Origin of the sequence: Demetria terragena DSM 11295 (genome assembly GCF_000376825.1) — a bacterium.
In the GTDB taxonomy this organism is placed as follows: Bacteria; Actinomycetota; Actinomycetes; order Actinomycetales; family Dermatophilaceae; genus Demetria; species Demetria terragena.
In genome coordinates this window covers 147951-160925 of the sequence record NZ_AQXW01000002.1, presented here as the reverse complement: position 1 = coordinate 160925, position 12975 = coordinate 147951, and the positions used below count along the sequence as shown (strand labels likewise).

Sequence of the window (12975 nt, the reverse complement as noted above, 5' to 3'; positions counted from 1 at the left end):
TTAGATGACCGGGCGTTCAGGCGGGCAGCAGAAAACCCTCCGCTCGCAGGACTGGTTCGACAACGCCGACGAACCAGGTTTGAGCGTGCTCTATCTGGAGCGGTTCATGAACTACGGCTTGAGTCGCGAAGAGTTGCAGTCCGGGCGCCCGATCATCGGCATCTCGCAAACCGGGTCTGACCTGGCACCATGCAATCGACACCACCTGCAGTTGGCCGACCGCCTCCGCGCCGGTATTCGCGATGCTGGGGGAATCCCGATGGAATTCGGCGTACACCCGATTCAGGAGACTTGTCGGCGGCCAACCGCTGCGCTGGATCGGAACCTGTCGTACCTGAGCCAAGTCGAGGTGCTGCACGGGTACCCCTTAGACGGCGTGGTGTTCACCACCGGATGCGACAAGACCACCCCGGCCGCGCTGATGGCTGCGGCGACGACCGATCTTCCTGCCATTGTGTTTTCCGGCGGCCCGATGCTCAACGGTTGGCTGGACGGTGAGCGCGTGGGCTCGGGCACGATCCTCTTCAAGGCGCGCGAGAAATTCGCGCGCGGAGAAATTGACGAAGAAGGCTATTGGCGCATAGTCAGTTCGGGTGCGCCATCAGCCGGACATTGCAACACCATGGGCACTGCGTCGACGATGAATTGCCTTGCTGAGGCCCTTGGTATGAGCCTCCCGGATTGCGCTTCCATTCCCGGACCTCACCAAGCACGCGCGGAGATGGCGTATGAAACCGGACGCGCAGCGGTGGTCGCCGTGCTTGAGGATCGACGCCCAAGCACAATCATGACGCGCGCAGCATTCGAGAATGCGATACGAGTATGTTCTGCGATCGGTGGCTCCACTAACGCTATCGTTCATTTAAACGCAATCGCCAGCCTAATGGGCATAGAGCTGTCAATGCGTGACTGGCAGCAAATAGGCCACGACATACCGCTCCTCGTGAATATGCAGCCCGCCGGTGAGTACCTTGGCGAAGAATTCTGGCGCGCAGGCGGAGTACGCGCTGTTTTGGCCGAGCTTGCGAACGCTGGACTCTTGCACACTTCGGCACCGACCATCTCGGGTGAAGGCATCGGAAAGGGAGTAAAACCGTCGCGCGACCGCGAGGTCATACGCTCCTTCGATAACCCACTTCTCACGAGCGCTGGCTTTAGAGTCCTCAGCGGAAACATTTTTAACTCGGCGATCATGAAGTCAAGTGGCATCTCGGCAGAATTTCGTAGCCGCTACCTGGAAGACCCGAAAGACCCAGACGCATTCACGGGTAGCGCGGTGGTTTTCGAGGGACCCGAGGATTACGCTAGTCATATTGACGACGTCGATCTCGAGATCGACGAGAACTCGATTCTGGTCATGAGGGGCGTCGGGCCGATCGGTCACCCCGGGTCGGCCGAGGTCGTCAACATGCAGCCACCCAAGCATCTCCTGAAGCAGGGTTTCTCGTCATTGCCGTGCATTGGCGATGGCAGGCAATCCGGCACGTCGGGCTCCCCCTCGATCCTGCACGCCTCTCCCGAAGCGGCAGCAGGTGGCAACCTTGCGCTCTTGCAGACCGGTGACCGAATCCGGGTCGACTTGGCCAAGGGCACGGTCAACGTCGACCTAGATCCCGCAGAGCTCCAGGAACGACGCGCCCGACTTGAGGCGGCAGGCGGCTACGCGGTCCCGCCGAGCCAGACGCCGTGGCAGCAACTGCATCGCGACCACGTCAATCAATTGGACGTTGGCATGGCCTTCGATCTCGCATCTGATTATCAACAGGTGTGCGCGCTGACGTCCCTTCCACGCTTCAATCACTAGAGAGGCCCGCTCATGCGCGTGCGTTTGGCTGACCCCAACCTCCACTCCTTCGAGCAACTGCTGCGCGACCGTTTGCCTGACGACGAGTTCGAATGGCACAGCGACGGGATGTCGATGACCGGTGTTGATGTATTCATCGGCCCCCAATTTGGCCGGGCCGAGGCCGAGACCTCTGACCGCCTGCGACTCGTCCAGGTCGTCGGCGCGGGCACTGACGGCATCGCGCTTGAGTCGTTGCCGAAGGGAACCACGTGCGCGAACGCATTTTGTCATGAACAATCGATTGCGGAGTATGTCGTCGCCATGGCTGTGCTGCTGCGACGTGACCTCCTCGCGCAAGATCGCGCCTTGCGAGAGGACACCTGGTCAACCCCCGTATATCACCCTGCGCTGCCGCACCGCAGCGACCTTCGCTCGGCACGCGTGGGCCTCGTCGGTTTCGGCAATATCGGCAAGGCCGCGTGGCAGGCATTTGCGGCGCTTGGCGTGCAGGAGGGCTACGCGGTGACCCGCTCCCGCCCCGCTACCAACTGGGCCGCCGGGCACCCGCAGTGGTCACCAGTCGATGCCCTCGATGACGTGTGTGAGGCTGCCGACGTGCTGGTGGTCAGCGCGCCGCTCACGCCAGAGAGCCGCGGCCTCATTAGCCAACGACGTCTGGAACTTCTGGGGCCGCAAGGCGTCCTTATCAATGTGGGCCGTGGACCTGTCGTTGACGAAGCGGCACTCTTCGAGGCCTTGAGGTCAGGCAGCCTTGGCGGAGCTGCTATCGATGTCTGGTATTCCTATCCAGCGGATGGATCCCAAGGCGCTCCGTCGGCGCTGCCCTTCGCAGATCTGCCGAATGTTGTGATGACTCCACATACGTCTGGGCTAACACTCCAGACGTTCGCAGCACGGATCGAATGCGTTGCGGTAAACATCGAACGCCTACGCAGCGGACAGCCCTTAGAAAATGTCATAGTCAATGGAGAGAGCCAAGCATGAGCGCGGTCAATACAGCCCCGAAAGTGAGCGACGAGACGATTCGTCGCGCTGCATTTGCGAGCGCTATCGGAAGCGCTGTGGAATACTATGATTTCGCAATCTACAGCGCAGCGGCGGCCCTTGTATTCAACAAACTGTTCTTCCCTGAATTCAATGATGCGGTGGGAGTTCTGGCGGCATTTGCCACCTACGCGGTCGGCTTCCTGGTACGCCCGCTAGGTGGTCTGTATTTTGGGTCGCGAGGAGACAGGTTCGGCCGGCGTGGCGTACTTATGGCAACAGTGCTGTTGATGGGTGGCGCCTCGACCGCGATTGGGTTGCTTCCAACCTATGAAAGCATCGGGATACTCGCGCCGATCTTATTGGTTGTGCTACGTATGGTCCAAGGATTCGGAGCCGGGGCTGAGCAGTCCAGCGCGACCACGCTGATGTCAGAAATGGCCGCTGACAATCGCCGCGGCTACCTGTCGGCCATCCCCTTCGTCGGAATCTGGTGCGGCCTCTTGTTTGCCACTGGAAGTTTCGCCTTGATCGGCCTTGCCGACGATGAAGCGATCCAGGGCGGCTTATGGCGCATTCCATTCTTAGTCAGCATCGTTCTCCTCTTCGTCGGCGTATACATCCGGAGGCACCTACCCGAAACGCCCGAATTCGAGGCATTGGAGAAGACGGCCAAAACGAGTGGTCGACCCATTTCGGAGCTCCTGGCTACGGAGCGTCGGGGTCTCTTGGTGGGCTTCGGCGTCCGTATTGGCGAGGCTGGACCGTCTAACCTGTTCAGCAGCTTCTCATTGAGTTACCTCGCGATGACGGTAGGCGTCGCGGCGTACGTTGGTCCACTAGCGATCTCGGTCGCTTCGGCCTGTGCAATCGTGACGCTGTTGATATCGGCGAAACTAGCCGATCGGTTCGGCAGACGACCAGTGCTCTTTGCGACGTCGTTGTTCCAAGTTGCGTGGGCGTTCCCCTGCTTCGCACTGATGCAGACGGGCAACACCGTCATCATCATCCTGGCAGTTTCACTCGCTGTTTCGTGCGGAGTCGCCGGCATGCAGGGAGCGCAGTGCGCCTATCTGACGGAGCTGTTCGACGCTCGCCACCGAATGGCGGGAGTCGGAATCGCTCGTGAATTCAGCGTCGTACTGGTCGGCGGCACCGCACCGTTCGTTGCCAGTGGCCTACTGATCCTCTTCGACAATCACTGGTGGCCAGTGGCGCTCTACATCGTGTTTCTGTCGCTCGTTACTTTCGTGGCTGCATACTTCGGCCCAGAGACGGCACGACAGCCACTGCGTAATGCGGCGGCGCCTGTCATGGCAGGTGAGGACACGATCGCCTGATCGGTGTTGGCTTCGGAATCACACACCCGCCGCGGGGCCAGACAGGATGCTGAACGTCACGGCGTCGATGCGTGCGCGCACTTCGCCATCAGTGGCAAGGCGCTCCCCCGCGGCGGTGGCGATCTCGCGTATCTGTTCAGCGTCGAGACCGTGCCGGAGAGTGAGGACGACGCGCAGGCTGCCCGCCGCGACGTCGTCTGCCGCCTCACAGGACGCAGCGAGGACTCGTTCGTCCGGAGTGACCGCAGCCCGCACCGCCCGCTGAACGATCGGATCGCTCGCCGAGGGCAACCACTCGCGCTGCTGCGCCAGTGCCCACACCATGCTCGGGCGTAAGGTCACCTGCCTCGGGCCCGCGACATCGACCACCATCACATCGCACTGCTCGGACACCGCAGCCTGTGCCGCGCGAGCCGCCGTCACCGGAGTCGGGCGAGCATCCGCATCCCACGCAGCCAAACTGTCAGTGCCGGTGAACACCGGTAGCGCTCGCTCACCATCAGGTGCCTGCAAGGTCACAGCCGCCATGTCGGTCGATTTCTCGACCGTGAGACCGACGGCGTCGTCGGTTTCCTGGGCCGCCGCGACAATCGGCACCAGAAGCCTGGCATTCACGATCGCCCCCATGAGTCGAACGTCGTCACCGGCAACGAGCGCAGCGCGAAGATCGGGGTCAGCCTCGCCGGTATCGCGGTCGAAACCGGTGCTAGTGAGGGCCCTACCGCCGAAACTCTGGCCAGCAGAATCGGCTTCGGTCACGGCCGGCCCGCCACCTCAAGTGCATCGGGCAGCGTGAACGCGTGGCGATAGAGCGCCGACCCCACGATGGCACCTTCAACTCCATTGGGGACGAGCTCGCGAAGCACACGAAGGTCCTCAAGGGTCGAGATACCCCCCGAGGCCACCACGGGGCGCTCGGTCTGGGCACACACCTGTTTCAGAAGCTCGACGTTAGGGCCTTGCAACATTCCGTCCTTGGCCACGTCAGTGACGACGTAACGACTACATCCTTCGCGGTCGAGCCGCTCAAGCGTCTCCCACAGGTCGCCACCATCACGTGTCCACCCACGCGCGGCCAAGGTGGCGCCTCGCACGTCGAGGCCGACCGCTACGCGATCGCCATGCTCGGCGATTGCGGCGGCCGTCCATTCGGGATCTTCCAGGGCGGCGGTGCCCACGTTGACCCGCCGACACCCGGTCGCGAGCGCAGAACGCAGCGTGGCGTCATCACGGATCCCGCCGCTGAGCTCGACCTGGATATCAAGGCGTCCCACGATCTGCGCCAGCAGTTCATGGTTCGATCCCCGACCGAAGGCGGCATCCAAATCGACGAGATGGATCCACTCGGCACCCTGCTCTTGCCAGTTTCGGGCGGCGTCCCAGGGGTCACCGAACTCTCCGCCCGTACCCGCAACACCCTGGACGAGCTGAACCGCACGACCCTCCGCGACGTCTACAGCAGGAAGCAGTTCGAGGCGTGCCTCAGTCATGAAATATCTCCTTGGTCGATCACAACTGGCGGAGCCAGCGGGTCAGCAATTCGGCGCCTGCATCACCGGACTTCTCCGGGTGGAACTGGGTCGCAGCGAGCGCACCGTCTTCGACAGCTGCAAGGAACGTGTCCCCATGCCTGCTCCACGTGGCCATTGGCCGACCACCCGACCGGGTCGGCGCCTCATCAGCGGCGAATGAATGCACGAAGTAGAAGCGCTCCTGGTCGAGTCCGTCGAACAGGTCACTGCCCGGCGCAGGCTCCACCTGGGACCAGCCCATATGCGGCACCACCTGGGCGCGGAGTCGATGGATCTCCCCCGACCACACACCCAAGCCCGGCTGAGGCGCACCCTCAGTCTCCTCGGCGGAACCTTCGAACAGGACCTGCATACCGACGCAGACCCCGAGCACCGGCGCCCCCACACCGATCCGGTCACGGATCAGGCGCGGTCCATCGACGGCCCGCAAACCGTTCATGCAGGCGTGGAAGTTTCCGACACCGGGGACATAGAGCCCATCGGCCCGGGCCACTGCGTCTGGTTGTGCTGTCAGAGTGACATCGGCACCGACACGCTCCAGCATGCGTACGGCAGAGCGCACGTTGCCGCTGCCGTAGTCCAGGACCACAACCCGCCGGTTCACGGGCGCGGCTCCCGACCGAGGTCACGATTGATCTCGCGAGCCTCCTGGATGTCCCGATCGAATCGATCCACTCGACGACGCTCTGGGGTTACCAAGACTGCATCCTCCTTCGTCGCGGCACCTGCTCCGCCCAAAAACTCTGCGCCCGGAAGCCCTAGTGCCGTCACCACGTCAATGAGGGTCTGGCGGCAGGTCCCTTCCCGTCGCCCCAGCAGGGCCAGGACCGACCCTCGCTCAGACTCATCGAGACCCGCAGCAGCGAGTAGGTCGCGCACATTCGCCGAGGCGTAACCGGGAAGTTCCATGGCTCCTTGATCCGGCGCCCAAGCAAGCCACCGGTCCGACTTTGGCCCCGCCTTGGGTCGCACGACCACGACGGCCTTCTCCGGCTGATCCATCACCGCAAAGGCGATCATGGGACGCAATGGACCTGGCACCGGCCGTGCGCTCAGCACCGGAATCGCCTCGTCGTAGGGAGCCGCGGCGAGGGACTGGCCTGCGGGAACAACGGCGGTCCAACCACCCAAAGGAACGACATAACCCGGCACCGTGCCCCGCCCCAGCCATGAACTCACCTTGCTGGGCGCTGCGCGAGACAGCAGCAGGCCCGGAAGGGTGGCGGCAGCGGACGGTTTCGGCACGGCCCTACAGAGCGCCTTTCGCGCTGGGCACGCCGACCACCCGCGGGTCGGGAGCGATGGCCGCGCGCAGCGCTCGCGCCACCGCCTTGAACTGGCATTCGACGATGTGGTGAGGATCCCGCCCGGAGATCAGCCGGACATGCAGCGCAAGGCCAGCGTTGTAGGCGAGGGTCTGGAAGACATGCTGAGTCATCGACCCGGAATAGGTACCGCCGATGATGGCGTATGCCTGGGCGTCGGGTTCCCCGGAGTGCGCGACGAACGGGCGCCCGGCGACATCGACCACCGCTTGGGCCAACGCCTCATCCAGCGGCACCATCGCGTCGCCGAACCGGCTGATGCCCGACTTGTCACCAAGTGCCTCACGAATGGCCTGCCCCAGCACGATGGCGGTGTCTTCAACGGTGTGATGACCATCGACCTCAACGTCACCTTCAGCCTTGACCTGGAGGTCAATCAGGCTGTGCTTGCTGAAACTCTCAAGCATGTGGTCGTAGAAGCGGACGCCCGTGCTGATGTCATAGGTCCCCGTGCCATCGAGGTTGAGGGTGAGGTCAACCGAGCTCTCCGAGGTGCTGCGGGAAAGCATCGCGGTGCGGGTCATGGTGTCTCCTCGGACGCTTGCTGTCGGTGACCGGGCGCGAGGTCAGCAAGCGCCGCGAGCACCTCATCGGTTTCAGCGGGTGTTCCAGCCGTGATGCGAAGGTGATGGGGAATTCCGACATCGCGGACCAATACTCCCTGGTCGAGGAGAGCCTGCCAGGTCTGCTGTGCATCGGCGAATCCACCGATCAGGACGAAATTTGCGTCGCTAGCGACCGGCATAAACCCCAGGGATCGGGTCTGCTCAACCATGCGATCACGCTCGGTCTTGATGGCCTCGACCATCTCCAGCATGGTGTCGGCGTGGGAGAGCGCAGCCCGTGCCACCGCCTGGGTCACGCTGGAGAGGTGGTAGGGCAAGCGCACCAGTCGAAGCAGTTCGGTCAGATCACCCGCCGCGGCGAGGTAGCCCAGTCGGACTCCCGCGAAGGCGAAGGCTTTGCTCATGGTTCTGGTGACGACTAGCCGTTCACGTCCCTGCAGCAACGTGACTGCGCTCGGAGTACCCGGGCGCGCGAACTCGGCATAGGCCTCATCGACCACCACCACCGCGTTCGGTGCCGCGTCGTACACCGCGGTCACGATCTCAAGCGGCAGCGCCGTGCCCGTGGGGTTGTTCGGCGAGCACAGGAAGACCAAGGACGGGTCGTGCTCGTGGGCCTGCCGGACGGCCTCATCGAGGTCGATATCAAAGGCACCCGACTCGAGCGCACCACGGCGCAGGCCATCGACCCAGGCCATGCCCGCACCCTGCGCAATGATCGGATGCATCGAGTACGAAGGGGTGAAGCCCAACGCGGTACGCCCTGGACCCCCAAATGTTTGAACCAGGTGAGACAGCACCTCGTTACTTCCGTTGCCTGCCCACACCTGGTCAATGTCGAACTCCACACCGGTGGTACGCGTGAGGTAGCCCGCCAACTGCTCTCGCAGCATGGTGAACTCACGGTCGGGGTAGCGATTCAGGCTCGGCGCAACAGCGCTGACCTCGGCCACGATGGCGTCGACGACAGACTGCGGGACGGCATAGGAACTTTCGTTGGTGTTGAGCGCAACGGGCACCTGGAGTTGCGGCGCGCCGTACGCCGTCCGCCCACGCAGGTCTTCGCGCAACAGCGCGCCAACCTCACTCATCGGGAAAGCGTGCGGTCACAGCCTGCCCGTGACCGGGCAGGTCCTCAGCCTCGGCAAGAGTCACCACCGAGCGGGCGACCTCGTGCAGGGCCTCGCGGGTGTAGTCCACGACGTGGATTCCGCGCAGGAACGACTGCACGGACAACCCAGAACTGTGGCATGCACAGCCACCGGTGGGCAGCACGTGGTTGGACCCGGCGCAATAATCGCCCAGGCTGACGGGCGCGAACGGACCGACAAAGATCGCACCCGCATTGCGGACCCGCCCGGCGACCGCGGCCGCATCACGAGTTTGAATCTCCAGGTGTTCAGCAGCGTAGGAATTCACCACCCGAAGGCCGGCCTCGACATCATCGACCAGGACCGTCCCGGATTGTTCCCCGACCAGCGAAATCTCAATGCGCTCACGGTGTTTGGTGTGCTCGACCTGCCGTTGGACCGCGCTATCGACCGCATCAGCAAGGGCCGGGCTATCCGTCACCAGGACCGCTGCTGCGAGTTTGTCGTGCTCGGCCTGACTGATCAGATCGGCAGCGAGGTGCTCGGGATTGGCCGTGTCATCGGCCAGGATCGCGATCTCCGTCGGCCCGGCCTCTGAGTCGATGCCAATCAGCCCTTTGAGGAGACGCTTGGCAGCCACCACGTAAATGTTGCCTGGCCCGGTGACCAGGTTGACGGGTTCGCAGACAGTCGTGCCATCGGCTTCCCGAGCGCCGTAGGCAAACATGGCGATGGCCTGGGCCCCGCCCACCGCGTAGACCTCATCGACGCCGAGTAGTTCACAGGCTGCGAGTACGCCCGGGTCGGGATAGCCGACATAAGGCCCCGTATTGGTGCGCTGAGGAGGACTCGCCACGGCCAATGACGGCACACCCGCCGCCTGCGCCGGGACACAATTCATGACGACCGAGGACAGCAAGGGTGCCAAGCCCCCCGGCACGTAAAGACCGACGCGATCAACGGGGACCCAGCGCTCGGTGACCGTGCCACCGGGCGCAACCTCAGTGGTGACGTCCGATCGGCGCTGATCGGCGTGGACGGTGCGGGCGCGAGACACCGACTCGGTGAGCGCTGCCCGAATATCTGGGGACAACTCGGCGAGCGCACGGGTCAAAACCTCGCGTGGCACCCGCAGCGCCTCGGGGCGGACGCCGTCGAAACGCTCCGAGAGATCCCGGATCTCATCGGCGCCACCATGCTCCACTGCCTCGCAGATTGGGCCTACGACCTCCAGGGCCGCCTCGACGTCGAATGCGGCACGGGGCAAGGTGTCGCGCAGACCGCGGGCGTCCAAGGACGTCAGCGCATCTCCACGCAAGTCAGTAAGGCGTAGCACGGGCCCAGTCTAGAGAGACTCGGCTACATCCCGTAAAACACCCGGTCCACCACGGCGCGCGCATGCCGGGCGGACCTGCGGTAGTCATCGTGCACCTGGGGCCCGGACGCGGGCGGGTATCCCAGAATCCTGCCAATGCCGTCACCATCGCGCACATCGCTGGGCAGCGCATCAACGGCACGCCCGCGCCACAGCACCGCGGCATTGCGAACCCGCGTGGCAAACGTCCATGCGTCCAGCAACGCATCGGCCTCTTCGGGATCCAGGAGACCGGCAGCGGCCGCCGCCCGCAAGGGCGTCAGGGTTCCGGTGTGCCGCAGCGCTGGAACCGCGCACGCATGCTGCAACTGCAGCAATTGCACTGTCCACTCGACGTCCGAGAGTCCGCCATGGCCAAGTTTGAAGTGCGTCTTGCGATCTCCGCCGCGCGGAATGCGCTCGGCTTCCATCCGTGCCTTGAGGGTACGAATCTGACGCACGGCCGAGCTTGAAATTCCGTCTGCGGGCCAGCGCAGCGGGTCAATCAGCGCCGAGAATTTCTCCCCCAGCTCTGCGTCTCCCGCCACCGGTTTGGCGCGCAGCAACGCTTGCGCTTCCCAGCCCTCGCTCCATCGTTCGTAATAGGCGGCATACGAGTCCAGGCTGCGGATGAGCGGCCCGGATCTGCCTTCCGGGCGCAGATCGGCGTCCATCTCAAATGCGGGGTCCGGTCCGCCGAGGGTCGCCAGGCGAGTCAGTTCAGTCACGACCGCCAGCGCCTGTTTTCCGGCCGCGGTCTCGTCAGTACTGGGAAGAGGCTCGTAGACGAACATGACGTCAGCGTCGCTGCTGTAGCCCATCTCGCGGCCGCCGAATCGACCCATACCGATCACTGCGAGCCGACACAGCGGCTCATTCCCACCCGTCACTCCGGCGATAGCAATGTCGAACAACGACTGCAATGTCGCTCGGGCGATATCGGTGAGCGCGTCCTCTACTCGCTCCAGATCCACGGCGCCGAGCAGGTCGGCCACGGAGACGCGCACCAGTTCGGTGCGGCGAACGCTACGCACGGCATGAGCTGAGGCTTCGGCATCATCGTGTCGGGCGGCCGCCCGGCGCATCTGCTCGGTGATGACGTCTCGAGCTCGCGGCTCGAGCGGCTCGCCCGAACCCAGCAGGCCCACCGATGACGGCGACCGCTCGAGCATGGCGCCGGCATAGCGGCTGCGCGCCAGGACTCTGGCGAGTTGCTCTGCAGCGCTCCCCTCGCGCAAGTGCATAAGGAACCACGGACTAGAGCCAAGGTCTTCACTGATCTTCCGGAAAGACAGCAGCCCGGCGTCGGGGTCAGCTTCTTCGGCAAACCACTGCAGCATCACCGGAAGAAGGGTGCGTTGCATCACGGCCCGACGACTCACGCCGGTCGTGAGTGCCTGGACGTGGCGAAGGGCTCCAGCTGGGTCCTGAAAACCCAATGCGGCCAATCGTTCTCGCGCATCTGCCATCGAAAGACGGGCCGCGTCGTCATCAAGCCTTGCGACCGCTGATAGGAGGGGGCGATAGAACAGGCGCTCATGCATACGGCGCACTTCGCGAGCCTGATCCCGCCACAACTTCGTGACGGCCTTCGCTGATTCTGACCGCAGACCGACCGACCGGCCGAGCCGGCGCAGGTCCGCTTCGGCGGTGGGCACCAGGTGGGTGCGCCGCATCCGGTGCAATTGGATGCGGTGCTCCAGAACCCGCAGGAGACGGTACGCATCGTCGAGGTGATGCGCGTCCGTGCGGCCGACGTACCCGCGGGTGGAGAGCGCTTCCAGCCCGGTCAGTGTTCCGCGGAATCGGATCAGGTCATCCGTCCGCCCGTGCACCAACTGCAGAAGTTGCACGCTGAACTCGATGTCACGCAAACCACCTGGACCCAATTTGAGCTGTCGAGGCGCCTCGGCTGCAGGCACGTGTTGCTCGACCCTGCGGCGCATGCTCTGCACATCACCGACGAAGTTGTCGCGCTTGGACGCCTGCCACACGAAGGGCAGCACCGCCTCCAGGTATGCCTCGCCCACGCCGGAGTCGCCCGCCACATGCCGGGCTTTGAGAAGCGCCTGAAACTCCCAGGTCTTGGCCCACCGTTCGTAGTACGCACGGTGACTGGCAATCGTCCGCACCAACGGCCCCTGCTTACCTTCGGGGCGAAGCGCAGCGTCTACCGGCCACAGGGTTCCTTCCCCGGTCGAGGCCGAACAGGCCCGCATCATGGAGGTCGCGAGCGCGGTGGCGACGGTGAGCGCATCGTCTTCTTCGACGCCCTCTGCGGGTTCGGCCACGAAGATCACATCGACATCGGAGACATAGTTGAGTTCGCGCCCCCCGCACTTACCCATACCGATGACCGAGAGCCGACACGAATCGGCGTTCTGTACCTCGTCCCGGGCCACGTGCAGCGCGGCCTCGAGTGCGGCTGCCGCCAAGTCGGCCAGGGCCGCGGCAATCTCCGGGAGAACTTCCCGCGCGTCGGACGTCAGGTCGACCGCGGCAATGCGCACAATCTGGCGGCGGTAGGCCACCCGCAGTGCGTCGTACCGCGTCATGTCTGGTGGCCGGGCGTCGATGTCGTCCTGCACCATCCGGGTCAGTGCAGGTGCGTCGGCGAGTTCGGCGTGGCAAGCATCGTGCCAGTGCTCAGGATGTCGGACGAGGTGATCGGTCAACGCGCTGGAGGCGCCGAGCACCTGAAGAAGTCGGTCGCGTTCGAGGCCACTGTGCTCCAACACGTCGGCCAGCGCAGCCTGCTCGGACGTCGACATGACCTCGCGCAACCGCACCAGGCCAAGGAGCGCCTCGTCCGGGTCTGCCACTCGACCGAGTGCCTCGACAAGGCCGTCTTGGCTACCGTCCGCAACACCACCGACCTGGAGTTCGTCGAGCAGACCAAGCGCCCGCTCGGTATCGACCAGACCGGCTCGCGCGAGCGTGCTGGCGGGGCCTTCTCCTGCGCGGCGAGTACTCACC

Annotated in this window: 11 protein-coding genes; 3 read left to right on the top strand and 8 right to left on the bottom strand. The window is 64.2% G+C overall.

Annotated features, from left to right (window positions below; all coding sequences use genetic code 11):
- Nucleotides 1-4 precede the first annotated feature (4 nt).
- The 3 genes from F562_RS0101665 to F562_RS0101655 are packed head-to-tail and all read left to right on the top strand — an operon-like array spanning nucleotide 5 to nucleotide 4131.
- Nucleotides 5-1804, top strand: a complete 1800-nt coding sequence (locus tag F562_RS0101665; protein WP_018155180.1) for an IlvD/Edd family dehydratase — start codon at nucleotides 5-7, stop codon at nucleotides 1802-1804.
- Nucleotides 1805-1816: 12 nt separating this feature from the next.
- Nucleotides 1817-2791, top strand: a complete 975-nt coding sequence (locus F562_RS0101660; protein ID WP_018155179.1) for a 2-hydroxyacid dehydrogenase — start codon at nucleotides 1817-1819, stop codon at nucleotides 2789-2791.
- Complete coding sequence (locus F562_RS0101655; RefSeq protein ID WP_018155178.1) at nucleotides 2788-4131, top strand: MFS transporter; 1344 nt, start codon at nucleotides 2788-2790, stop codon at nucleotides 4129-4131. The genes F562_RS0101660 and F562_RS0101655 overlap by 4 nt, the downstream gene beginning before the upstream one ends.
- Nucleotides 4132-4149: 18 nt before the next feature.
- Here F562_RS0101655 and F562_RS0101650 read toward each other — a convergent pair whose 3' ends face one another.
- The 8 genes from F562_RS0101650 to F562_RS0101615 are packed head-to-tail and all read right to left on the bottom strand — an operon-like array spanning nucleotide 4150 to nucleotide 12974.
- Entirely contained in the window at nucleotides 4150-4890 is a 741-nt protein-coding gene (locus F562_RS0101650) for an SseB family protein (RefSeq protein ID WP_018155177.1), read from the bottom strand.
- Nucleotides 4887-5621, bottom strand: a complete 735-nt coding sequence (gene priA / locus F562_RS0101645; RefSeq protein ID WP_018155176.1) for a bifunctional 1-(5-phosphoribosyl)-5-((5-phosphoribosylamino)methylideneamino)imidazole-4-carboxamide isomerase/phosphoribosylanthranilate isomerase PriA — start codon at nucleotides 5619-5621, stop codon at nucleotides 4887-4889. Before priA ends, F562_RS0101650 begins: the two co-directional genes overlap by 4 nt.
- Nucleotides 5622-5640: 19 nt before the next feature.
- Nucleotides 5641-6267 (bottom strand): imidazole glycerol phosphate synthase subunit HisH, encoded by a 627-nt coding sequence (hisH, locus tag F562_RS0101640; RefSeq protein ID WP_018155175.1) that lies wholly within the window; start codon nucleotides 6265-6267, stop codon nucleotides 5641-5643.
- A complete protein-coding gene (locus tag F562_RS0101635) occupies nucleotides 6264-6908 on the bottom strand; it encodes a hypothetical protein (protein WP_018155174.1) in 645 nt (214 codons plus the stop codon). Before F562_RS0101635 ends, hisH begins: the two co-directional genes overlap by 4 nt.
- Nucleotides 6909-6912: 4 nt before the next feature.
- A complete protein-coding gene (hisB, locus tag F562_RS0101630; RefSeq protein ID WP_018155173.1) occupies nucleotides 6913-7512 on the bottom strand; it encodes an imidazoleglycerol-phosphate dehydratase HisB in 600 nt (199 codons plus the stop codon).
- Complete coding sequence (locus F562_RS0101625; RefSeq protein WP_018155172.1) at nucleotides 7509-8645, bottom strand: histidinol-phosphate transaminase; 1137 nt, start codon at nucleotides 8643-8645, stop codon at nucleotides 7509-7511. Before F562_RS0101625 ends, hisB begins: the two co-directional genes overlap by 4 nt.
- On the bottom strand, nucleotides 8638-9981 hold the full coding sequence (gene hisD, locus F562_RS0101620) for a histidinol dehydrogenase (RefSeq protein ID WP_018155171.1): 1344 nt from the start codon (nucleotides 9979-9981) through the stop codon (nucleotides 8638-8640). The genes F562_RS0101625 and hisD overlap by 8 nt, the downstream gene beginning before the upstream one ends.
- A 23-nt stretch (nucleotides 9982-10004) precedes the next feature.
- On the bottom strand, nucleotides 10005-12974 hold the full coding sequence (locus F562_RS0101615; protein ID WP_018155170.1) for a bifunctional [glutamine synthetase] adenylyltransferase/[glutamine synthetase]-adenylyl-L-tyrosine phosphorylase: 2970 nt from the start codon (nucleotides 12972-12974) through the stop codon (nucleotides 10005-10007).
- Nucleotide 12975 lies beyond the last annotated feature (1 nt).

Excerpts from the sequence above, each read along its gene's own strand:
- F562_RS0101625 (WP_018155172.1), bottom strand. The coding sequence starts at position 8,645 with ATGAGTGAGGTTGGCGCGCTGTTGCGCGAAGACCTGCGTGGGCGGACG.
- F562_RS0101660 (WP_018155179.1), top strand. The coding sequence starts at position 1,817 with ATGCGCGTGCGTTTGGCTGACCCCAACCTCCACTCCTTCGAGCAACTG.
- F562_RS0101665 (WP_018155180.1), top strand. The coding sequence starts at position 5 with ATGACCGGGCGTTCAGGCGGGCAGCAGAAAACCCTCCGCTCGCAGGAC.
- hisB (WP_018155173.1), bottom strand. The coding sequence starts at position 7,512 with ATGACCCGCACCGCGATGCTTTCCCGCAGCACCTCGGAGAGCTCGGTT.
- priA (WP_018155176.1), bottom strand. The coding sequence starts at position 5,621 with ATGACTGAGGCACGCCTCGAACTGCTTCCTGCTGTAGACGTCGCGGAG.
- F562_RS0101655 (WP_018155178.1), top strand. The coding sequence starts at position 2,788 with ATGAGCGCGGTCAATACAGCCCCGAAAGTGAGCGACGAGACGATTCGT.